Origin of the sequence: Bradyrhizobium sp. CB1015 (assembly GCF_025200925.1) — a bacterium.
Lineage (GTDB): Bacteria > Pseudomonadota > Alphaproteobacteria > Rhizobiales > Xanthobacteraceae > Bradyrhizobium.
This window is the reverse complement of record NZ_CP104174.1, coordinates 5,537,409-5,557,987: the sequence shown is the minus strand read 5'-3', so window position 1 is coordinate 5,557,987 and position 20,579 is coordinate 5,537,409. Positions and strand designations below refer to the sequence as shown.

The window sequence follows — 20,579 nt, the reverse complement described above, 5'->3', positions numbered from 1 at the left end:
ACTGGAGACAACCGATGGCTCAATCCGAAGACATGACCCGCTGCATCGCGCTTTGCATGAGCTGCTACCAGACATGTCTCGGCACGGCGATGAACCATTGCCTCGAGACCGGCGGCAAGCATGTCGAGCCGAAGCATTTCCGCCTGATGATGGCCTGCGCCGAGATGTGCCGCACCGCCGCGCATTTCATGCTGATCAACACGCCGCATCATAAGCACACCTGCGGTGAGTGCGCCGAAATCTGCACCGAATGTGCCGAGGATTGCGCGCGGATCGGCGGCATGGACGAATGCGTCGCGGCGTGCCGCTCCTGCGCCCAATCCTGCCGCGCGATGGCCGCTTGAGTGCTGGAAGAGAAGCTCAAGGAAGCGATCGTCGGCGAGTTGCAGCGTCAGGCCGCCGACCGGCCGCAATCGCTGAAGGTCCAGGGCGCCGGAGACGCGAAGGGCTCGGATGAGCTGACCGTCAACGGCAAGATCGACCTTGGCGCTGGTCATGGTGATCGCGGGATCGGTCGCGGGCGGGCCCTAGCCATACTCCTCGCCGATACCGTATTCCCGGTAGATCTCCAGCGGGTCGAGATCGGGAAACAGACGACATTTGGCTTGCGCGAGGTGCAGGCTCACCGCTGCCGGCTCCTTGCCGTTCGCGAGCAGCTTGCGGATGTCGTCCATATGCGCATTCGGCTGGTGCTTCGGCTCGAGCTGCTCCAGCGCGACCAGGGCGGTCGCGAGTGCCTCGGTCAGAACCCAATCGTCGTGGCCCGTGATTCCCTTCTTCGGCATCGGAAGAACCCCACATCTGGCGGCGGTCGCAGTTTACCGCGCCTTCGGCCAAATCGCCATTGAGCCGTTGCGGGCCCATCGCGCCGGCAAGGCCAGGGGTCATGCTCCGGCTTGCCTTATGGCCGCGTCAGGCTAAAAGGCGGCAAGTTGCGGGGGCGGCAGTATCTTTGTTGAAACAAACTTGGCGTAGACGGGCCGCATCCAGGCTCGCCGTTCCGGTCTGGGTTCCGATCCCGCACTTCGCAACATCGTAGAGTTGCGACCCCCTCAAGGTTCGAGCCAGCATGGTCTTTCTCAGCTTCGTCTACCGCTTCCTCACCAATTTCGCCTTCATGGCGGTGGTCTATTTCAGCCTGAACTTCATGGAGAAGTATCCGAACCGGGCGATCCTGGCGATCCTGGTGCTGGTCTATGCCGCCATGCGCGCGGCCTCGACGCTGCGGGCGTTCTATTTCTTCCAGAAGATCGAGAAGCTGGAGGCCGAGACCAAGCGCCTTCAGGCTCCGATCAACGACGGGTCGGGCGGCACCAGCGCGCGCAAGCAGGTGCTCGCCGACGTCGCGCGACTGCGGCGCGACGGCGAGCTCAAGTCCTATATGGACCTGTTCTTCCTGGCGCTGATCGTGCTGCTCTGCGTCGCCGCCATCATGCGGCAATAGTGGCCTAAGCGCGCTTTTTCAGGCTGGCGACCCGGGTCGGACGGGGCGCCGCGCTCTTGGAAGCCGCGCCCTTGGCTGCGGTGCTCCTGGGTACGATGTCGACGGGCTGCGCGGCATGATCCGCTGCCGCCGGCGCCGCTTGGGCGGTCCGCCGTCCCTGCAGCTTGGCCGTCTTGCCCTTCGCGGCTCTGCCCTGTGCTGCCTTGTCCTTGGCCGGATGCGGCCTCTCGGCCGCCATGGCGAGCCGGGTCGCAGCGCGCCGCGACGAGGTCGTCGACATCAGCACCTCGACCGAGCTTTCCGGAATCGCGAACAGATCGCGGCCGGGCACGGGCAGGGTGGATGCGAGGTCCATCTGGCCCTTGCTCCGGCGCGGCAGCAGCGCCTGATGCTCGGCCTGCGCATTGAGGTTGGCGAGCGCGGGCGCCGGCAGTGTCTTGGTCTGCGTGAACACGAAATGCGGCACGCGCGGCCAGCGCGCGATCGGCGTCGTCTCGGACGGCGGATGCAGCAGCCACTCGACCGGCGTGGTCGGCGTCGCCGGCCGCTCGGCGGTGGCGGGCACCACATGCACGATGCGATAGCCGCGCGCCTTGAGGTCGCGGATGATCTTGGGCAGCGCCGCCACCGTGCGGGCCTGAATGTCATGCAGCAGCAGGATGCCCTTGCCCTTGGCCTCCAGCCGCTGGATCGCGAGCTGGTAGACGCGGTCGGATGACACGTGCCGCCAATCGTCGGCCGGGAAGTCGGCGCTCCAGACCTGGATGCCGCGCGAAATCAGATGGTTCTCGACGCCCTCGGCGCGCATCAGCCCGGGGATGCGGAAGAACGGGGCGAGCTGCGACGGATCGGTCATCGCGGCCGCGGTCCATTCGATGCCGCCATTGATCTCCGCCTCGGCCTTCTCGATCGGCATCCGGTCGAAGGTCAGGGGGTGGTCCATGCTGTGCGTGCCGACGGTATGGCCCGCCGCGACCAGCTTGCGCACGCCGTCCGGATTGGCCTTGGCCTGGTTGCCGACGATGAAGAAGGTCGCCTTGATGCATTCGTCGGCGAGGATCTTGAGCACCTGGTTGGAATATTTCGGGATCGGACCATCGTCGAAGGTCAGGACGACCTCATGGTCCTTCAGCGGCAGCGTCTCGCGGTACTGCATGGTGCCGATCAGCGGATGCTCGCGCGGATCGACAACGAGGGTGCGGGAGGTGCCGAGGGCGTCGGGGTGGCCGGGACAGTCGGCCGCAAGCGCAGCCGGCGAACCGACGGTGAGCATTCCCAGACAAAGGACGATCCACGATCGCGTCCGCAAAATAACGCTACTTCCGATCATGAACCTCGTCTGCCCCCGTGCAATTGGCGCCTAGATAGGTCGGAGATGGCTCAAAACGGTTCAGCCGTAGCCGCCCTCATCTTTGCACGGGGTAGCATGAACAGAGTGTTAATTGGCCCCAAATCACCCCATTTTGCCCGGGCGTGACATTCCGGCATCAGCGCGTATCGGCGCTCCTCTGTGATGTGCCAGCCGGCACGATGTGGACCACCCGATAGCTGTTCTCCCTCAGATACCGCAGAAACGCCGGCATCATTGCCGCCGTGCGCGCCTTGTTGTCGTGGAAGAGGATGATGCCCTTGCCGCTCGCGGCGAGGCGCTCGGTGACGAGCTTCAATTGCTGCTCCGGCGTCATCTCCTCCCAGTCGCTGGCCCATAAATCGGCCCCGAACACAATGATGCCGCGCGACTGCAGCAGGTCGAGCTGTGCTTGTGTCGACTCGAAATAGGGGAAGCGGAAGAACGGCGTCGAGGGTGTCGTCGTCGAGGTTCCGTGCAGCGCCATTTCGTCTGCAGCGATGCCCCGGTCGATGTCGGCCGTGGCCTTCTCGAACGGAATATGCCCCATGAACGGATGCGAGAAGGAGTGATGGCCGACGGTGTGGCCCTCGCGGGCGATGCGCTTGACCATGTCGGGATGCTCGGAGGCGTGCTGGCCGATCAGGAAAAAGGTCGCTCGCACGCATTCCTGTGCCAGCGCCGCCAGCACCTTCGACGTCGTCGGCGGGTTCGGCCCGTCGTCGAACGTCAGCACGACCTCGCGATCGGCCAGCGGCAGCGTCTGCGGAAAGCTCTTCAAGCCGACGCGCGGGTAGGTCTTGGGATCGACCCTGAGGACGCGCGAGGTGCCGAGCGCGTCCTTGCGCGGGCATTCGGCGGCCTCCGTCTCGGCGGTGCCGATGACGGTCGCGGCAGTGCCGATGACGGTCGCGGCGAGCGCGCCCGTCATCGTTGAGGTCCACCTCAGTCGCAGCATCTTTGTCATTGCGCTCGGCTTTGCGTTGTGGGTATTGCCTGAACCCTCAGCTCATACCACCCGTTCCAACCTGTCAAACGGCGAGGCGCGCCATGGATGAACATCTGGACGTTGCCCCACCCGCTGCGGATTCGGTACTCGACCACGTGCCGATGCGCAATGAAGACGGTGAAATTCGTCACGAATTCGTCGAGGAAATTGCCCGTGCGATCGAGGCCGGCGACAGCGCGGCGCTGCGTGCCTGCGTCGCGGAACTGCACGAGGCCGATCTCGGCGATCTGATCGGCGCCCTCGAGCCCGACGACCGCGTCCGCCTGGTCGAGCTCACCGGCCGTGATTTCGACTTCTCGGCGCTGAACGAGGTCGACGAGACCGTGCGCGAGGAGATCCTCGAGGAGCTGCCGCCGGAGACGGTCGCCGAAGGTGTCCGCGAGCTCGAATCCGACGACGCGGTCGAGCTCTTGGAAACCCTCGACGCCGAGGAGCAGGAGGAGATCCTGGAGAAGCTGCCGCTCAAGGAGCGCGTCGCGCTCGAGCGCAGCCTGCTGTATCCGGAAAACTCTGCCGGCCGCCGCATGCAGACCGAGTTCATCGCCGTGCCCCAGGATTTCACCGTAGGGCAGGCAATCGACTACATGCGCGAGACGCCGGATCTGCCCGACCGCTTCTACGAGATCTACGTCGTCGACAAGGACCAGCACTGGCAGGGCGCGGTGCCGCTCGACGTGCTCCTGCGCACGCGCCGGCCGGTGGCGCTGACCGAGCTCACCGACGAGGATCGCCGCCGCGTCTCCGTCCTGGAGGACCAGGAAGAGGTGGCGCGCATGTTCGGCAAGTACAATCTCGTCGCCGCGCCCGTGCTCGACACCCAGGACCGCCTCGTCGGCGTCATCACCGTCGACGACGTCGTCGACGTCATCGAGGAAGAGGCCGACGAGGACCTCAAGGCGCTCGGCGGCGTCACCAGCGACGAAGAGCTGTCGGACACGTTCCTCACCATCGCCCGCGGCCGCTTCAACTGGCTGCTGGTGAACCTCGCCACCGCGTTCCTGGCGTCCTCCGTGCTCGGCCTGTTCGAGGGGCAGCTGGAGAAGATGGTCGCGCTCGCGGTGCTGGCGCCGATCGTGGCGAGCCAGGGCGGCAATGCCGCCACCCAGACCATGACGGTGGCGGTGCGGGCGCTGGCGACGCGCGAGCTCGGCTCTTCCAACGCCTGGCGCGTGGTGATGCGCGAGGCCCTGGTCGGCCTCGTCAACGGCCTCGCTTTCGCGGTGATCACAGGGATAGCGGCGGTGGCCTGGTTCAAGATCCCGGGCCTCGGCATCGTCATCGGGCTCGCCATCATCTGCAACCTCGTCGCCGGCGCGCTCGGCGGCATCCTGATCCCGATGGCGCTGGAGCGCGTGCGGGCCGACCCGGCGGTGGCGTCGGGCACCTTCGTCACCACCGTGACCGACGTCGTCGGCTTCTTCTCCTTCCTCGGGATTGCGACGCTCTGGTTCGGGTTGAAGTAGCTCTCACTCAGGCGGGAATTCGTAGCCCGGATGGAGCGCAGCGCAATCCGGGACCGCTGTATCCTCGCGAGAGCCGCCTTGCGCCTCGCTCCATCCGGGCTATCGGCCATCATCATCTTTAATCCGACTTTAAGCGACCTGCCGCATCATCGCCTCCGCTTGGGGGAATGGGCATGCGGTTGCGACTGAAGGCGGACGGACGGATCGTCGAATTGCGGGATGGGCAGGAATTTCCAGTCCAGCCTGCGGTCAATGCCGCGCCGGGTGACACCGGCCCGCTCGCGGTGCGCGATCTGCGCCGCCGCGCCTGCCTGACCCAGATGGAGTTCGCCGCCAAGCTCGGCGTCCCCGTCGAGACCATCCGCAACTGGGAGCAGGGCAAGCGCGCTCCGCGGGGGCCGGCCCGCGCGCTGCTCGCGGTGATCGCGCATGCGCCCGACACCGTGTTCCAGGCGCTCGCCAAAGCGTGAAATCAAGGCGTGACATGAAGGCGTGAAGCCTCGTGCGAACCTCCTGTTAGCATTGCCCTGAATATCCGTCCCGATAGTACTGACGTCCGTTGGCAACCAACTCGGACGAGGTCCATAATGTCGACCGGGGCTGCCGCAACGGAAGAGGATTCCTCATGCTGTTCGTCGAGGCCAATGGCGCAAGGATTCCGGCGATCGGGCTCGGGACCTGGGAGCTGAGCGGAAGGCCTGCCGCGCGCGTGGTCGAGCAGGCGCTGCGGCTCGGCTATCGCCACATCGACACCGCGCAGGTCTACGACAATGAGCGCGAGGTCGGCGACGGCTTGCGCGCCTCCGGCGTGCGCCGCGACGACGTCTTCCTCACCACCAAGGTCTGGACCAACCATTTCGCGCCCCATGATCTGGAGCGCTCGGTCAAGGAGAGCCTCGCCCGCCTGCGGCTTCCCTCGGTCGATCTGTTGCTGTTGCACTGGCCCAATCCCCACGTGCCGCTGGCGGAGACGCTGGGCGCGCTGTCGCATGCGAAGACGATGGGCCTGACCCGCCACATCGGCGTCTCCAATTTCACCGTGGCGTTGATCGAGCAGGCGGTCGCGCTGTCGGCAGAGCCGCTGGTCTGCAACCAGGTCGAATATCACCCCTATCTCGACCAGGCGAAGGTGAGGGCGGCCTGCAATCAGCATGGCCTGGCCCTCGTCGCCTACAGCCCGATCGCCAAGGGCCGCATCAAGTCCGACCAGACGCTGGCCGAGATCGGTCGCGTCCACCGCAAGACGCCGGCGCAGGTCTGCCTGCGCTGGCTGGTGCAACAGAATGTCGCTGCGATCCCGCGCACTTCGCGCATCGAGCGCCTGTCGGAAAACATCGAGATCTTCGATTTCGAGCTGTCGGAGGACGAGATTGGCCGGATCGCCGCGCTCGCCAATCCGAGGGGACGCCTGACCGACTTTGGCTTCGCCCCAAAATGGGATTGAGAGGTACCCGGGGTATGCTAGGACCGCGGCGGCAACCCAAGATCGGTCGATGGAACTGCGGAAGATCATACGGACGGACATCGCAGCGTCGGCAATCGCCCATCTGACGCTGGTGGCGCTGATCATCGTGATCAGCGAGGTCCGTCCGTTTCACAGCCAGCCGCCCGAGACTGTCGCAGTCGACATCGTCACGCCGGAGCAGGTCAAGCAGGAGGAAGCCAAGGCCGAGGAGAAGGAAGAGGCGAAGCCGCCGGAGCCGCTCCCCGATCTGAAGCTGCCGAAGCCGGACGTCACCGACAAGCCGGAGGCCTCGAAGCCCGCGACCAAGCCGCAGGCGGCAGCACCATCACCATCCCAGCAGGCCTCGCCCGAGCCGCAGCAGAAGCAGCCGCAACCCTCGCAGACCGCGCCGCCGCCGGCCTATCAGGCGCCGCAGCCGGACGTCACCATCAAGTACGGGGTCATGCTGGGCCTGCCACCCGAATTGCCGGTCGAGCCGAAAGGCGCCAAGGACGACGGCGGCGATGCCAACGATTCGATCGCTGCGAAGCTTCCGTCCGAGGTCATCGCGGAGCTTCGCCGTCATTTGCGCGGCTGCGCCAGACTGCCGGCCGGGGTCGCGCCGACCGACAACGTCCATATCAAGCTGCGCACCGTTTTCGCCACCGACGGCACGCTGGCGCGCGAGCCCATCCTGATCGCGGCGCCGCCGTCCGCGAAGGGCGTGGCCATCGTCAAGTCCGCAATGAGCGCGCTGCAGAACTGCCAGCCCTACAAGATGCTGCCGGCCAATTTGTACGAGGAATGGAAGGTGTTGGACCTGCCATTCAGCCCGAGGGATTTTGGCGGATAGCGCTCCCGTAGCCCGGGTGGAGCGACAGCGTAATCCGGGGCCGCTCGCGCGGCATCTTGCACCGTCCCGGATTACGCTGGCGCTCCATCCGGGCTACGGCATCGTGCCTGTTTCGCGTCTCTGTCAACCCACCCGCGCAAAAACATTCCGCTTTACCGAAATTCGGAAATATCGTATGTCTCGCCCATCCCGGCTCAGTCTCGAGGGGCGATCATGCGGTCGTCATTGTCGCGAGCCGGGCTTGCGGTGGACGCGGCAGCGTCGTGTACGAGATGCCAAGGGCGGGGCGGATTGCTCTCCGTGAGCCCCTCAGCTTCGTACGGACGAGCGGCACTGTCAGGTTTCGTCGCGCCGGCATGTCGATGGCAACGTGCACAACGCCGTCGACCCCTGCGGCGCCAACGAACCGCGCGTACGGCAAAACCGTGTGGTCCTGGCCGTCGTTGCTACGGTCAAGCTCTGGCGAATGCGGCCCTCGCGTCAACCGGCGCGGTGCCGGCGACTTTCGCGGGAGTGAGGGAGGCCAGAGGGAACTCGGCTCCCGGGAGAGCGCGGCATAAGCCGTCCGACCATCGCGCAGGGAAGGCCGTGTGTTGGGCTTCGCCTGTATGCTGCTGTGCGGTCTTTTTTGCGCGTGCTTTTTCGCGCAGCGGACCGCGGGTGCCGCCGGCACCCTTGTGCCCCCGAAATCTGGCAGGATGTGGCAACGGGCGGTTGGATCAGAACCGCCCGTTGCCGGAACTGAGCCCGTTGCGCCCAAAGGCGACAGAGCCTGCTAAAGAGCAAGGGACAGCTCCGGTGTCTTCCTCAACCCGAACAGTTGCAAGGGCTGCGAGCCCGTACCAGGCAAGGAAGGGAGTGGATGATGACACAAGACGATCTGGTTGTCGTCGGCATCGATGTCGCCAAAGACAAGATTGATGCGTGCATTCGGGCCGTAACGGAGCGGAAGACTTGCCCAACAACCGCGGCGGGGCGACGGAGCTTGATTGCATGGCTTCGCAAGCATCGGGTCGGCAAGGCAGTGATGGAGGCAAGCGGCGGCTACGAGCGGGTATGGGCCAAGGCGTTGCGCCAAGCAGGGCTGGAAGTACGGATCGTCGATCCCAAACGGGTTCGCCATTTTGCGGAATCGGCGGGACGCCTTGCGAAAAACGACAAGATCGACGCGGAGATGATCTCCTGGTTCGCCGAGACATTCAGCGAGGCTCCCAGCCAAGTCGACAATCCCGCTCACGAGGAGATGAAGGCACTGGTGAGGGGACGCCAAGGCCTGACTGACGTCAGGGCTCGCCTGGAAATGCAGAAGGAGCATGAAGCGCCGGCCCTTGTTCGGAAGGCTCGCGCGCGTCTTCTTAAGAAGCTAGCTGACGAAATCGCCGCGCTCGATACCGCGATCGCGGCGACGATCAAGACAACGCCGGACTTTGCCAAACGCGCCGAGATCATCCAGAGCGTACCAGGCTTTGCTGAGGGGACCGCAATGGCGCTGCTTGGAGGACTACCGGAGCTGGGGCAGGTGAGCGATGAAGTTGCCGCCGCGTTGGTGGGCGTTGCTCCTTATGACGACGATAGCGGCAAACGTCGAGGTGAACGCTGCATCAAGGGTGGCCGCCGCTGGGTGCGAAATGCCCTTTACATGCCCTGCGTCGGCGCCGCGACGCTGAACAATCCGGTGTTCAAGGCCTTCTATGAACGCCTGATTGCCAAGGGCAAGCCGCCAAAGATCGCGATCGTCGCCTGCATACGCAAGCTGATCATCATCCTCAACACCATGATCGCTCGCGGCGAGACGTGGGATCCGAAAAGATACAGGGTGGCTTGACGAGCGCGTCTATCTCGCGCTCGGACTTCGGCCGAGCGCATGCCCAGCCCAAAGACCGGCGTGCAGACGGGGTCAAGGCCGTCAGCCGCCGAAGGCGGGGGTGCGCCAGCACCAGCCTTGAGCCCGTCTGATCGCCGGTCTACTCCGACCCCAGTTGCTTTTCATGTGAGGGTGAGGCATCGAAGCAAAGCTCGGGCGAGATGCGCCGCGAGGATGCGAAGGCATGTCTGCGATTTGAATACGAGCCGAACGAGCGACGCTGCTGCCTCATACTCCGTCATTGCGCGCGCAGCGAAGCAATCCAGAAATGCATCCGCGGAGGGACTCTGGATTGCTTGTGCGCCAGGAGAAGCTGGCGCGATCCAGCCGGTGGAAGACCGGTCCGGGTAGGCCGTAGCGGGCGCCCGGTAGCGAGTGTTGCGTGGTCGCCGGTGACGGCGGCTGCGAAGCGTACACAGCGATCCTGTGGGGTGGGCTCTTGAGCCGCGAAAGACAGAAACTCGCAGAGGCCGAGACGGTAAGCAACGTCGAAGGCAACATGTGCGGTCCCGCTATGCGAGGGACTGACGCTCTGCCGTGGTCGAAGACCCCATCACGCAGGAAGGGATCGTGTCGGAACCTGGGAGGTCCCGCATCTGGCCGATGGCAACAAGCCTCCAAGGTCCGCATCGGGAAGGCGAGGAGCCGAAGCCGATGATGAACAGGTGCGGGAAGTCGGATGCGGCCGTAGTAGCTGGGAAGCCGGCGAACGAAGCGGAGCGATCCGCGGAGGAGCAGGTGGAGCAAAGGGCCGTGACCGAGGGGAATGCGGACCAGCAAAGCACGTCCCGGACGCCGAGCCGGACAAGCGTGACACCTGCGCTGGAACGCATACGGCGAACGGCAAGGGAAAGGAAGAAGGAGAGGTTCACCGCGCTGCTCCACCACATCAATCCCGACCTGCTCGCGGCGGAGTTCTTCGCGCTGAAGAAGCATGCCACGGCGGGCGCGGACGGGGTGACGTGGCGGGACTATGAGCAAAACCTCAAGGCCAATCTCGAGGACCTGCATGCTCGTATCCACCGGGGCGCGTATCGACCACAGCCGTCGCGGCGGGTCTATATCCCGAAGCCGGACGGACGGCAGCGACCCCTGGCGATTGCGGCCCTTGAGGACAAGATCGTCCAGCGGGCAACGGCCGCTGTGCTCAACGCGATCTATGAGGAAGACTTCCTCGGGTTCTCGTACGGGTTCCGGCCCGGGCGCAGCACGCACGATGCGATGGATGCGCTCATGGTCGGAATCGAGCGCAGAAAGGTGAACTTCATTGTCGACGCCGACATCCGGGCGTTCTTCGACACGGTGGACCAGGAATGGCTGATCCGCTTCGTAGAGCATCGGATCGGCGACCAGCGCATCATCCGCCTGATCCGCAAATGGCTCAAGGCGGGTGTCCTCGAAGAAGGGACGGTCAGGGTCAGCGGCAGGGGACAGCGCAAGGGGCGGTGATCTCGCCGCTGCTTGCCAACATCTACCTGCACTATGCCCTTGATCTGTGGGCCGAACGCTTCCGACGGCGCGAGGCCACGGGTGACATGATCATCGTGCGATACGCCGACGACTTCATTGTCGGCTTTGAGCATGAGGATGAGGCCCGGCACTTCCTCGAAGAACTGCGCATACGGCTTAAGGAGTTCGCGCTGTCACTGCATCCCGAGAAGACCCGGCTGATCGAGTTCGGACGCCATGCGGAGGACAACCGCCGGCGTCGCGGGCTCGGCAAGCCGGAGACCTTCAGCTTCCTCGGCTTCACCTTCATCTGCGGCCGATCCAGGCAAGGCAAGTTCCAGATCAGGCGCAAGTCTCGCAAGGATCGCATGCGGGCGAAGCTGCAAGCCGTGAAGCAGGGGCTGCAACGGCGCATGCACCAGTCGGTGCTCGAACAGGGCAAATGGCTGCGGCAGGTCGTCACCGGGTACTTCAATTACCATGCGGTGCCGACCAACAGCCGAGCGCTTGCCGCCTTCCGCTACTTCGTCATCGAACACTGGAGGCGAATGCTTCGGCGCCGCAGCCAGACCGACGGCACGACGTGGCAGCGGGTTGCGCGGCTTGCCTCCGACTTGCTCCCCAAGCCACAAATCCTCCATCCTTGGCCCCGAACACGCTTCGCCGTCACTCACCCGAGGTGGGAGCCGTATGCGGGAAAGCCGCACGTACGGATCTGTGCGGGGGGCGCTCAGCAATGAGCGTCCCTACCGCGACCGCTGCGCTCGCAATGACGATTTGGGAGGGCGTGCGCGCCATCGCTCTCGTGCCCCGGACGCAGCGCAGCGCTCCTTCAGCGGTGCGCTGCAGAGCCGGGGCCCACGTCGCGGCATCGTGCCGTATCGCCCTGGGTCCCGGCTCTGCGCCGCAACGCTTCACGCGTTGCAGCTTGTCCGGGACACGAGAGATCAATGCCCTCGCTTCATTCCCTCGCCACCATTCACCACCTCCGGTGCCATCGCGGCCCACGCACTCGACGCGAACTGCCGCCGCCAGGTCACGACCACCACGGCTGCCGTGGTCACGAACAGCACCCAGGGACTGACGAACCAGCCGAGATAGCCGAGCGCGAAGAAGAAGGAGCGCTGGCCGCGGTTGAAGTGCCGGCCGGCGGATTCGAACAGGCGCGAGGTGCGGATGACGTGGGCCTCGGCCTCGGGCGTGTCGCGCTGCGAGGCCGGCGGCATGCCGCCGAACAGGATCGCGACATAGTTGAACAGGCGATAGGCCCAGGCGAACTTGAAGAAGGCATGGACGCAGATCAGCACGAGGCCGACGCATTTCAGCTCCCACATCGCCGGCGAGGTGCTGAGGTCGATCGGCAGCTTGCTCAAAATCGTGATCGCGTCGTTGGTGGCGTGCAGCAGTGCCAGCGCGCCACCGAGCGCGAACAGGCTGGTGGAGGCGAAGAAGGCGGTGCCGTTCTGGAGCGAGGCCATGATCTGCATGTCGACCATCCGCGTCTCGCGGTCGAGCAGCCGGCGCACCCAGACCTCGCGATAGCGGTTCATGCGCGCCGACAGGCTGTCGCGGCCATGGGCCGAATGCTCCAGCGTCAGGGCATAGGCCAGCCATTCGATGATGAAGAAGCCGACCGCGGTGATGTCGACCCAATGCCTGCTCATGTCCGTCTCCTGGCAAGGATCGCAACGATTGCCACGCATGACGGGACGCAGCAACGATTGATTGACGGCAGCCGATGGCGTTAAAAGCGGCTGCAACCGCAGGACTTAACGAAGGACCAGTGACATGGCTGCGCTGAAACTCGCGATCGGCAACAAGAACTACTCGTCGTGGTCGATGCGGCCCTGGCTCGCGCTCCGCGCCAACGACATCCCGTTCGTGGAGACGCTGATTCCGCTCTACACCGACGATCCCGCCGACAAGGAGCAGATCCTGTCCTTCAGCCGGGCCGGCAAGGTGCCGGTGCTGGTCGACGGCGACATCACGGTGTGGGATTCGCTCGCCATCATCGAATACATCGCCGAGCGTTACCCGGAGAAGAAGCTGTGGCCCGACGATGTCGCGGCGCGCGCGCATGCCCGTTCGGTGTGCGCCGAGATGCATTCTGGATTCGTGCCGCTGCGCAGCGAATGCGGCATGAACCTGCATCGGCCAATCCGTCCCGTGGCGCTGTCGGCGGACGCCAAGGCCAACGTCGCGCGCATCGAGGAGATCTGGCGCGAGTGCCGCACCCGCTATGGCGCGAAGGGGCCGTTCCTGTTCGGCCGCTTCGGTGCCGCGGACGCCATGTACGCCCCGGTCGTGCACCGCTTCCGCACCTATGCGATCGAGGTGGCGCCGGACACCAAGGCCTACATGGAGACGATGATGGCGCTCCCGGCGTTCCAGGAATGGACGCGCGACGGGCTGGCCGAAACGCTTCTCATCGCAAAGTTCGAGGACGCCTGAGCGTAACGTCCGACGAGGCGGCCGGCCGCGTACCGGCCGGCAGCCCTCGGGCCCACAATGGGCGAGAGCCGTTGGGGGTGGGCCTGCGACACCGCCTGCGACATGTCAGGGGGAACGAGCCGCTCCGGCGGTATCATCGGCCCGCCGACTGTCGCCTATCATTCTGAAATGACTGCAAAATCCGAGCGCGTTGCATGCCGGCATTGCGCTGGCCAAAACGGCGCGACGCATGCTATACAGCGACCCGGGTTTCCGGCCGGCCATCGCAGTGGGACACTGGGCGAGGCCGGCGCTGTTTGAGTGATGGAGAGGGTGTTGAAGCACAAATTCCCCGTGGGAACGCGCGTCCTGTTCACGGCCAGCAATATTGCGCGTCCGGCTGCGAGCGGCGCGTATGAGGTCATCCGTCTGCTTCCGACCGAAGGCGACGACTGCCAGTACCGGATCAAAAGCTCGACCGAAGCCTTCGAGCGCGTTGCCAAGGAAAGCCAGCTCGCGCTCTCCTGAACGCTGACGCCGATCAGCGCATAGGCGCCTCCCGGGAATTGTATTCTGCCGCCGTCAAAAGGCCCGCTTCACCTTCACAAGGTGAGCCGGGGCAGTTGCCGACTCGCGGTGCTCGCTTGACCATCCGCTCTTTGCTCGCGTGAGGGACGTCGCGCATGAACTGGGCATGGGCCACTTCGTTCGACCAAATCTGGCGTTCGCCGGCCTTGCCGATGTGGATGACGCTGGCGGCTGCCGGATTCTTCGGATTGATCCTCCTGATCACGCTGCTGCGCGCCGACAGATCGGTCGCCAACGGGGCGCTGACCGTCATTACGCTGCTATCCATCGCGATCGCCGGCGCAGCCACGATGCGTCTCTACGGACCGGACGTGCCGTCCGCTCCGGCCGAGGCGCGCGCGCAAGCTGTGCTGAGCGCGAACCTACCTGCGCTGTCCTGTCTCGACGATCTCGCCGGCGATGTCGTCGCCGCCGGCTGCGAGAAGGCGCTGTTCGGCGCGCCTGACGCTGCGGCTGCGGCGGTCTCCTCCACGGCCGCCAGGATCGACCATCTGACCGCGCTCGGCGACGTCGCCACGGCCGAGAAGAGCCTGGCCCTCGACATGAAGGTGCTGCGCAAGTCGCTCGAGCGCGATCGCTACGGCCTCGTTGCGCATGTGCTGGTGGCACGCGACGGCTGCACGCAGTTCGATTGCGCCGCGTTCCGCTCGCTGACCGACCAGCAGCAGGTCGCCGCCAACATGGACTCCCATCTCTACGACACGCTGGTGGCGCGCTATGCGCCGACCTGGAACGCGCCCGCTGCAGCGCCGGCGATGGCGGCCAACGCCGCGCTCGCCGGACTGCCGCCATCGATGCCGACGGGCAAGCCGACCAATGCCGAGTTCCCGAGCGCGTCCTCGACCCCGCCGGTGAGCATCATGAATCCGGAGCCCACGGCGGCGACGCGCCAGGCCGCGCCGGCCGCGAATGCGGCGGCAGCACCGCGTGCACCGGCCGCAGCCTCCGCACAGGCCGCAGCGCCTGCGGCATCAAGCCCGCCGGCTGCGAAGAAACCGCCGGCCCAAAAGGCTGCGCGTGCGCCCGCCACGCCGGTTCCGCTCGCGCCGCCGCCGGCCTCGACGGCTGCTCCCGCGCCTGCGGATAACGAGTAGAATGGCATTCCAAATGCGCGGCTGCCCGGCTAATGCTTGGGCATGCCACTCCATCTGATCAAGCTCGCCGTCGGCTGCGACTCCGTCAAGGAATTGAAGGAGTGGGTGGCCGAACGGATGCAGACCGCCAAGAAGAAGGGTCTGCCGCAACATCACATCCACGTCACCCGCATGGTGCCCAAGCGCGACGCCGAGATCCTCGCCGGCGGTTCGCTCTACTGGGTGATCAAGGGCGAGATCGCCGCGCGCGAAAAGATCATCGGCATCGAGCCGTTCCGCGACAAGGACGGCATCGGGCGCTGCCGCATCGTAATGCAGCCGAAGGTGATCTCGGTGTCGCCGCGGCCGATGCGCCCGTTCCAGGGCTGGCGCTATCTGACTGATGATTCCGTGCCGGCCGATCTCGGCAAGTCCGCGGCCGGCTCGATTGCGGCGATGCCGGAGCCGATGCGGCGCGAGCTGCGTGACCTCGGGCTACTCTAGACCGCGATATTGTCGATCAGGCGGGTGGTGCCGAGCTTGGCCGCGACCAGGATCCGCAGGGGACCGTCCTTGCGTGAGGTGACCGGTGCCAACGTCTCGGCGTGGCGCAGCTCGAAATAATCGAGCGCAAAGCCGGCCGCCTTGATCATCGCGGCGCCGCCCGCCATCGCCGGCGCGATCGCATCGCCGGCACGGATGCGCCCGGCACTCTCTTTCATGGCGCGGTAGAGGACGGTGGCGGTCTGGCGTTCCTCGGGGGCGAGGTAGACGTTGCGCGAGGACATCGCGAGTCCGTCGCGCTCGCGCACCGTGCGGGAGCCGATCACCTTGACGCCGAGGTCGAGGTCGCGCGCCATCTGCGTCACCACCCGGAGCTGCTGGAAATCCTTTTCCCCGAAGATCGCGACATCCGGCCGGCACTGCGTGAACAGCTTGCCGACGACCGTGGCGACGCCGCCGAAGAAGTGCGGGCGGAAGCGGTCCTCGAGGCCGGCGAGCGCCGGCCCGTCCGGCACGATGCGGGTGGCAAAGCCCTCCGGATACATGGCCGCGACGCCGGGATGCCAGACGATATCGACGTCCTCGGCGGCGAGCTTGGCGATGTCGGCCTTCCAGGTGCGCGGATAGGCACCGAAATCCTCGGTCGGGGCGAACTGGGTTGGGTTGACGAAGATCGACACCACGACGCGGCTGGCGCGCCGCCTGGCGAGGCGAACCAGCGACACATGCCCGTCATGGAGCGCCCCCATGGTCGGGACCAGCGCGATCGTGGCCTTTCGCTTGCGGAGATCGTCGACGGCGCGTCGCAGGGCGGGGACCGTGCGAGCGATCAATGGGCGTGCTGACATCAGGACTCGACGGATTTGGAAGGCGGCGCAGGTGCGGGCCTCGCGCCCGACGGGCTAACCTTAACAAGCGGAGATCGTGGACGCTATGCATCCGGATGCGGCACAGCATCCCGCGCAAGGCGGCGCAGAACGTCGCGACATTGTGGGCTGGATCACAGACGAAAGACGGCGCCGCGATACATCGTGAGAACGGCGCATTGCAATTTGCATTACCTGTCACGCATTTCACTTGACCGCTGACGCGGTCAACTCGAAGATATTCGCTAGGGGTGTTGAGGGTCACCATGCTTGTGCAGGCTAGCCAAGGCCAATCCGGCTCGGCGCATGTGGTCGTGCTCGGCAACGAGAAGGGCGGCTCCGGCAAATCGACCACCGCCTTGCACATCGCCGTTGCACTCCTGAAGGCCGGCCAGCGCGTCGCCACCATCGACCTCGACTGCCGCCAGCAGAGCTTCACGCGCTACATCGCCAACCGGTCTGCCTGGGCGCAGCGTACCAAGCTCGACCTCGAGCTTCCGGTGCATCGCTGCATCAAGCTCGGCGAGACCATGCAGATTGCCGAGAACGAGAATTCCGAGTTCCAGCAGTTCATGGAAGCCGTCTCGGCGGTCGAGAGCAACTTCGACTTCATCGTCATCGATACGCCTGGCACCGACAGCTATCTGATGCGGCTCGCGCATTCGATGGCCGACACCCTGGTCACGCCGATCAACGACAGCTTCCTCGATTTCGACGTGCTCGGCACCGTCGACCCCGCGACTTACGCGGTGACGGGCGAGAGCCACTATGCCGAGATGGTACGCGATGTCAGGCGCAAGCGACGCCAGCTCGACGGCGCAACCACCGACTGGATCGTCGTGCGCAACCGCCTGTCCATGCTCGGCTCGCGCAACAAGCAGCTCGTCGCCGATGGCCTGAAGGATCTGTCGCTGCGGCTCGGCTTCCGCTACCTCGATGGCTTCGCCGAGCGCGTCGTGTACCGCGAATTTTTCCCGCGCGGCCTGACCGCCCTGGACGAGATCGACGAGGCCACGCTCGGCATGCGGCCCAATCTCGGCCATCTCACTGCGCGAGAGGAGGTGACGAGCCTGCTCCGCCAGCTCAAGCTCCCGCTCGACGAGCGCGGCCGCCGCCGCGCGGCCAACCGCGCCGAATGGTTCAGCCAGGTCGACAAGCCGCTTGAGGTCCACGATATCCTCGGCGCCTGACGCAACGGTATAAGGCTACTTCCTGCCAAATCCGGGCCCGCGGCTAGCGAGGGAACCCGGCCGGCGCCGTGTGCGTTTTCACCCTGCATTTACTGCGAGTCGAACCTGATCGAGACCGGTTGCGTCGAATAGGGACCTGCACCCTGACGTAGCGGTATGAGAATGGGGTGCTCACGAAACGTGTGCGACGCACAATGAAAGGGCTGTCGGTTCACAACATTTAGCCTTCCTGTCACGCTGCTGTGACATATATTAGGGAATAGGCGACAAGGGGACGAAGAGCCCCGGAAGAACACGATTTTCAACAGGGATTCAGGCCGCTTAGGCCTGAGGCTGAGGACGAAAATGAAGCGTGGAATTGCCGTTCTGGTTTCGGTCAGTGCCCTCTGCGGCATCGCCTATTTCACGGCGAGCAAGTGGGCGATCAAGCACGAGACCGTCACATTCTACGACGCCTCTCGCGACAACCGTCCGGTGCCCGTCTCCATCGCGGTGCGGCGCGACAAGGAAATGCAGGCCAATGCCGGCATGATCAAGCTGCCGGTCGCAGTGATCAATCACGGCAACACCGTCAAGAACACCGAGTACGGCTTCCTCGCCAACATCTTCGCTGCGCGCGGCTACATGGTCGTCAGCCCGCAGCATGACCTGCCGACCGATCCTCCGATGGTGACCAAGCCCGGCGAGCTCTATGTCGGCCGGCTGCCGCAGATCCTTCGCGGCGTCGCCAACATCCATCTCGCCATGCAGGAGATGAAGAAGGTTCAGCCTAACGCCGACTACGACAAGGTGACGATGGTCGGCCACTCCATGGGCGGCGACATCACGATGTACTTCGCCAAGCAATATCCGGACGAGGTCAAGAAGGTGGTCACGCTCGACAATCTGCGCGTGCCCTTCGTCACCGCCGGCAAGTTCAAGATCCTGTCGTTCCGCTCCCAGGATCCGCAGTTCAAGGCCGACGCCGGTGTGATTCCGACCGACGAGGAATGCGAGAAGGCGGGCATTCAGGTCGTGAAGACCGAATTTCAGCACAACGACATGCGCGATACCGGTCCGGATGTGGCGAAAAGCTCGATCCAGAGCATGCTCGACAAGTTCCTGAGCACGACCGACGGCGAGTTCGCGCCGGTCGACACGCAATCCGCCCCGCCCAAGATCCTCGAGCCGGGCCCGGTCGCTCTGATGGCACCCGCCAAAAGCTGACTGACAGCAGCTAATCCACGGGAGCCGACCGAGCTGAGGTCACCACTCGGCTGCACCAATCCTCGAAGCCTCCGCCGGCGCCCGTCCGCGGAGGCTTTGCGCATTGACCGGGCCGCATGCGCTGACCACATTAGCTGCTGACGCAAGGTGTAGCTGCGATGTCGGGCGAACCCATCAAACCGCGCGGCCGCGATGCCGTATCGGCGCGAGCGGACGGTGCGCTGCCGCAAGCGGAAACCTCAACCTCGGAAGACATCGCCGCGTTCGTCGCCAAGGCGCGGGCGCTCTCGCCGCATGCGCCGGGCGCGAGGGGACGACTGATCTTCGCGCTGGATGCGACGATGAGCCGGCAGCCGACCTGGGACATGGCGTGCGCGCTCCAGGCCGACATGTTTCGCCAGACCGCAGCGCTCGGCAGTCTCGACATCCGGCTGGTCTATTATCGCGGCTTCAATGAGTGCCGTGCCACGGGTTGGATCTCCGACAGTGCCAAGCTGGCGACACTGATGAGCAGGATCGACTGTCGCGGCGGCGATACCCAGATCGGCAAGGTGCTGAGCGAGGCCAGGCGCGAGGCAGTCGCATCCGGCGTACGGGCCGTGGTCTTCGTCGGCGATGCCATGGAGGAAGACATCGACGAGCTCTCCGCCAAGGCCGGCGAGCTCGGCATGCTCAAGGTGCCCGTATTCGTGTTTCAGGAGGGCCATGACGCGGTCGCCGAACAGGCCTTCCGCGAGATCGCGCGCCTGACTGGCGGCGCCTGGTGCCGGTTCGATCCTGGTGCGGCGGCGCAGCTGCGCGAGCTGCTGCGGGCAGCTGCGGCCTATGCCGCCGGCGGACGCGAGGCGCTGCTGAAACTGGCTGGAAGCGTGAGCGGCGCGGCGAAGCTGATCAGCCAGATGAAGTAGCGGTCAAGCCGGCCGGCTTGCGGGGGTCGACGCCATGCTTTTTGACAAGAGGACGACTATATTCCGGCCATGACCCTGATCGCCGGCGCTGTCGCCGTTATCACGCTTTACCTGCTGCTCCAGACGTTCCGCTCCGCCAATCCGGCGGTGCTGGCGCGCACGATCAAGTTCGGCGGCGGCGTGCTGGCGCTGGCGGTTGCGGGCTTCACCGGCTTGCGGGGTGAGCTGGCGGTTGCGATCCCGCTCGGAATTTTCGGCGCCGGGCTGCTCGGCTGGACGCCATTGGCGAATGCCGGCTTCGGCAATGTCGGCGGGCTGTTCGGCGGCGGTGCGACGCGCCCGTCCGGGCAGGCCTCGCGGGTGCGCTCGCAATTCCTGGACATGCGCCTGGACCACGATTCCGGCCAGCTTTCCGGCCAGATCGTCGCGGGGCCTTATGCCGGGCGCAGTCTCGACGAGTTCGATCTCGCCGGCTTGCTCGCGATGGTCCCGATGTTCGACGCCGAGAGCGTGGCCTTACTTGAAAGCTATCTGGACCGCCGGTTTCCCGCTTGGCGTCAGAACGCGCAGGGCGATGCGGCAGGGCGGCAGCGCCGCACGGCGCCGAGCAGCAAAATGACGGCGGAGGAGGCCTATCAGATCCTTGGCTTGCAGCCGGGAGCGGGGCGCGACGACATCAGCCGGGCCCACAAGTCCCTGATGAAGAAACTCCATCCCGACCAAGGGGGCTCGACGTATCTCGCTGCCCGGGTAAACGAGGCCAAGGATACTCTGCTTCGCACGCATAACGGCTGACTCCGGCACTACGCTACAAACGCCCGTACCGCGTGAGCTCCGTTTGCTCTGTCTGCCGTCGCCCGCCATTGTCGGCGTGGTCGATCCCTTCAGCAAAGTTTTAACCGTAAATCCTTGACGAGAGGTTGTCGTGGAACGGCCTTGT

20 protein-coding genes and 1 pseudogene are annotated in these 20,579 nt (G+C 65.3%); 16 read left to right on the top strand and 5 right to left on the bottom strand.

Going from position 1 to position 20,579, the window contains the following annotated elements:
* Window positions 1–14: 14 nt before the first annotated feature.
* The gene (locus N2604_RS25935) at window positions 15–344 is read left to right on the top strand and encodes a four-helix bundle copper-binding protein (protein WP_260370981.1); all 330 of its coding nucleotides are present in this window, start codon (window positions 15–17) and stop codon (window positions 342–344) included.
* A gap of 183 nt (window positions 345–527) precedes the next feature.
* On the opposite strand, the gene N2604_RS25930 is transcribed toward N2604_RS25935, so the two are convergent.
* Window positions 528–785, bottom strand: coding sequence for a hypothetical protein (locus N2604_RS25930; protein ID WP_260370980.1), 258 nt, complete (start codon window positions 783–785; stop codon window positions 528–530).
* 284 nt (window positions 786–1,069) lie between these two features.
* Between N2604_RS25930 and N2604_RS25925 the strand changes: the two genes are divergently transcribed.
* On the top strand, window positions 1,070–1,444 hold the full coding sequence (locus N2604_RS25925; RefSeq protein WP_260370979.1) for a hypothetical protein: 375 nt from the start codon (window positions 1,070–1,072) through the stop codon (window positions 1,442–1,444).
* A gap of 4 nt (window positions 1,445–1,448) precedes the next feature.
* Here N2604_RS25925 and N2604_RS25920 read toward each other — a convergent pair whose 3' ends face one another.
* Entirely contained in the window at window positions 1,449–2,774 is a 1,326-nt protein-coding gene (locus N2604_RS25920; protein ID WP_260370978.1) for a polysaccharide deacetylase family protein, read from the bottom strand.
* Window positions 2,775–2,931: 157 nt separating this feature from the next.
* On the bottom strand, window positions 2,932–3,723 hold the full coding sequence (locus N2604_RS25915) for a polysaccharide deacetylase family protein (RefSeq protein WP_409241646.1): 792 nt from the start codon (window positions 3,721–3,723) through the stop codon (window positions 2,932–2,934).
* Between the two features lie 119 nt (window positions 3,724–3,842).
* Between N2604_RS25915 and mgtE the strand changes: the two genes are divergently transcribed.
* The 6 genes and pseudogenes from mgtE to ltrA all read left to right on the top strand — a co-directional run bounded on the left by mgtE (window position 3,843) and on the right by ltrA (window position 11,614).
* Window positions 3,843–5,264: a magnesium transporter gene (gene mgtE / locus N2604_RS25910; protein ID WP_260370976.1), complete on the top strand. Its 1,422-nt coding sequence runs from the start codon at window positions 3,843–3,845 to the stop codon at window positions 5,262–5,264.
* Window positions 5,265–5,431: 167 nt separating this feature from the next.
* Window positions 5,432–5,734, top strand: coding sequence for a DNA-binding transcriptional regulator (locus N2604_RS25905; RefSeq protein ID WP_260370975.1), 303 nt, complete (start codon window positions 5,432–5,434; stop codon window positions 5,732–5,734).
* A gap of 155 nt (window positions 5,735–5,889) precedes the next feature.
* Window positions 5,890–6,708 (top strand): aldo/keto reductase, encoded by an 819-nt coding sequence (locus tag N2604_RS25900; protein ID WP_260370974.1) that lies wholly within the window; start codon window positions 5,890–5,892, stop codon window positions 6,706–6,708.
* Window positions 6,709–6,757: 49 nt separating this feature from the next.
* The gene (locus N2604_RS25895) at window positions 6,758–7,561 is read left to right on the top strand and encodes a hypothetical protein (protein ID WP_260370973.1); all 804 of its coding nucleotides are present in this window, start codon (window positions 6,758–6,760) and stop codon (window positions 7,559–7,561) included.
* 820 nt (window positions 7,562–8,381) lie between these two features.
* Window positions 8,382–9,386 (top strand): IS110 family transposase, encoded by a 1,005-nt coding sequence (locus N2604_RS25890; RefSeq protein WP_260370972.1) that lies wholly within the window; start codon window positions 8,382–8,384, stop codon window positions 9,384–9,386.
* Window positions 9,387–10,082: 696 nt separating this feature from the next.
* Window positions 10,083–11,614: pseudogene (gene ltrA, locus N2604_RS25885) on the top strand (group II intron reverse transcriptase/maturase).
* A gap of 207 nt (window positions 11,615–11,821) precedes the next feature.
* On the opposite strand, the gene N2604_RS25880 reads toward ltrA, so the two are convergent.
* The gene (locus N2604_RS25880; RefSeq protein ID WP_260370971.1) at window positions 11,822–12,538 is read right to left on the bottom strand and encodes a DUF599 domain-containing protein; all 717 of its coding nucleotides are present in this window, start codon (window positions 12,536–12,538) and stop codon (window positions 11,822–11,824) included.
* A 124-nt stretch (window positions 12,539–12,662) separates the two neighbouring features.
* On the opposite strand from N2604_RS25880, the gene N2604_RS25875 reads away from it, so the two are divergent.
* The 4 genes from N2604_RS25875 to N2604_RS25860 all read left to right on the top strand — a co-directional run bounded on the left by N2604_RS25875 (window position 12,663) and on the right by N2604_RS25860 (window position 15,469).
* Window positions 12,663–13,325 carry a glutathione S-transferase family protein gene (locus N2604_RS25875; RefSeq protein WP_260370970.1) on the top strand — a complete coding sequence of 221 codons (663 nt, stop codon included), beginning with the start codon at window positions 12,663–12,665 and terminating at the stop codon, window positions 13,323–13,325.
* A 303-nt stretch (window positions 13,326–13,628) separates the two neighbouring features.
* Entirely contained in the window at window positions 13,629–13,832 is a 204-nt protein-coding gene (locus tag N2604_RS25870) for a hypothetical protein (protein ID WP_260370969.1), read from the top strand.
* Between the two features lie 155 nt (window positions 13,833–13,987).
* Entirely contained in the window at window positions 13,988–14,986 is a 999-nt protein-coding gene (locus N2604_RS25865) for a hypothetical protein (RefSeq protein WP_260370968.1), read from the top strand.
* Between the two features lie 42 nt (window positions 14,987–15,028).
* Window positions 15,029–15,469 carry a DUF1489 family protein gene (locus tag N2604_RS25860; protein ID WP_260370967.1) on the top strand — a complete coding sequence of 147 codons (441 nt, stop codon included), beginning with the start codon at window positions 15,029–15,031 and terminating at the stop codon, window positions 15,467–15,469.
* Here N2604_RS25860 and panC read toward each other — a convergent pair.
* Window positions 15,466–16,317, bottom strand: a complete 852-nt coding sequence (panC, locus tag N2604_RS25855) for a pantoate--beta-alanine ligase (protein ID WP_260370966.1) — start codon at window positions 16,315–16,317, stop codon at window positions 15,466–15,468. The genes N2604_RS25860 and panC overlap by 4 nt on opposite strands.
* A gap of 284 nt (window positions 16,318–16,601) precedes the next feature.
* Here panC and N2604_RS25850 point away from each other — a divergent pair, with 284 nt between their 5' ends.
* The 4 genes from N2604_RS25850 to N2604_RS25835 all read left to right on the top strand — a co-directional run bounded on the left by N2604_RS25850 (window position 16,602) and on the right by N2604_RS25835 (window position 20,434).
* Window positions 16,602–17,525 carry a division plane positioning ATPase MipZ gene (locus N2604_RS25850; RefSeq protein WP_260370965.1) on the top strand — a complete coding sequence of 308 codons (924 nt, stop codon included), beginning with the start codon at window positions 16,602–16,604 and terminating at the stop codon, window positions 17,523–17,525.
* Window positions 17,526–17,870: 345 nt separating this feature from the next.
* The gene (locus N2604_RS25845) at window positions 17,871–18,731 is read left to right on the top strand and encodes an alpha/beta fold hydrolase (RefSeq protein WP_260370964.1); all 861 of its coding nucleotides are present in this window, start codon (window positions 17,871–17,873) and stop codon (window positions 18,729–18,731) included.
* 158 nt (window positions 18,732–18,889) lie between these two features.
* The gene (locus N2604_RS25840) at window positions 18,890–19,639 is read left to right on the top strand and encodes a VWA domain-containing protein (protein ID WP_260370963.1); all 750 of its coding nucleotides are present in this window, start codon (window positions 18,890–18,892) and stop codon (window positions 19,637–19,639) included.
* 69 nt (window positions 19,640–19,708) lie between these two features.
* The gene (locus N2604_RS25835) at window positions 19,709–20,434 is read left to right on the top strand and encodes a DnaJ domain-containing protein (RefSeq protein WP_260370962.1); all 726 of its coding nucleotides are present in this window, start codon (window positions 19,709–19,711) and stop codon (window positions 20,432–20,434) included.
* The last annotated feature ends 145 nt before the right edge of the window (window positions 20,435–20,579 follow it).

Bases quoted from the DNA above. Each gene is read 5' to 3' on its own strand.
- N2604_RS25840 (WP_260370963.1), top strand. From the start codon at position 18,890: ATGTCGGGCGAACCCATCAAACCGCGCGGCCGCGATGCCGTATCGGCG.
- N2604_RS25880 (WP_260370971.1), bottom strand. From the start codon at position 12,538: ATGAGCAGGCATTGGGTCGACATCACCGCGGTCGGCTTCTTCATCATC.
- N2604_RS25925 (WP_260370979.1), top strand. From the start codon at position 1,070: ATGGTCTTTCTCAGCTTCGTCTACCGCTTCCTCACCAATTTCGCCTTC.
- N2604_RS25930 (WP_260370980.1), bottom strand. From the start codon at position 785: ATGCCGAAGAAGGGAATCACGGGCCACGACGATTGGGTTCTGACCGAG.
- N2604_RS25915 (WP_409241646.1), bottom strand. From the start codon at position 3,723: ATGACGGGCGCGCTCGCCGCGACCGTCATCGGCACTGCCGCGACCGTC.
- N2604_RS25860 (WP_260370967.1), top strand. From the start codon at position 15,029: ATGCCACTCCATCTGATCAAGCTCGCCGTCGGCTGCGACTCCGTCAAG.
- panC (WP_260370966.1), bottom strand. From the start codon at position 16,317: ATGTCAGCACGCCCATTGATCGCTCGCACGGTCCCCGCCCTGCGACGC.
- N2604_RS25875 (WP_260370970.1), top strand. From the start codon at position 12,663: ATGGCTGCGCTGAAACTCGCGATCGGCAACAAGAACTACTCGTCGTGG.
- N2604_RS25845 (WP_260370964.1), top strand. From the start codon at position 17,871: ATGAAGCGTGGAATTGCCGTTCTGGTTTCGGTCAGTGCCCTCTGCGGC.
- N2604_RS25850 (WP_260370965.1), top strand. From the start codon at position 16,602: ATGCTTGTGCAGGCTAGCCAAGGCCAATCCGGCTCGGCGCATGTGGTC.
- N2604_RS25900 (WP_260370974.1), top strand. From the start codon at position 5,890: ATGCTGTTCGTCGAGGCCAATGGCGCAAGGATTCCGGCGATCGGGCTC.
- N2604_RS25895 (WP_260370973.1), top strand. From the start codon at position 6,758: ATGGAACTGCGGAAGATCATACGGACGGACATCGCAGCGTCGGCAATC.
- N2604_RS25920 (WP_260370978.1), bottom strand. From the start codon at position 2,774: ATGATCGGAAGTAGCGTTATTTTGCGGACGCGATCGTGGATCGTCCTT.
- N2604_RS25935 (WP_260370981.1), top strand. From the start codon at position 15: ATGGCTCAATCCGAAGACATGACCCGCTGCATCGCGCTTTGCATGAGC.
- N2604_RS25835 (WP_260370962.1), top strand. From the start codon at position 19,709: ATGACCCTGATCGCCGGCGCTGTCGCCGTTATCACGCTTTACCTGCTG.
- N2604_RS25870 (WP_260370969.1), top strand. From the start codon at position 13,629: ATGGAGAGGGTGTTGAAGCACAAATTCCCCGTGGGAACGCGCGTCCTG.
- mgtE (WP_260370976.1), top strand. From the start codon at position 3,843: ATGGATGAACATCTGGACGTTGCCCCACCCGCTGCGGATTCGGTACTC.
- N2604_RS25905 (WP_260370975.1), top strand. From the start codon at position 5,432: ATGGGCATGCGGTTGCGACTGAAGGCGGACGGACGGATCGTCGAATTG.
- N2604_RS25865 (WP_260370968.1), top strand. From the start codon at position 13,988: ATGAACTGGGCATGGGCCACTTCGTTCGACCAAATCTGGCGTTCGCCG.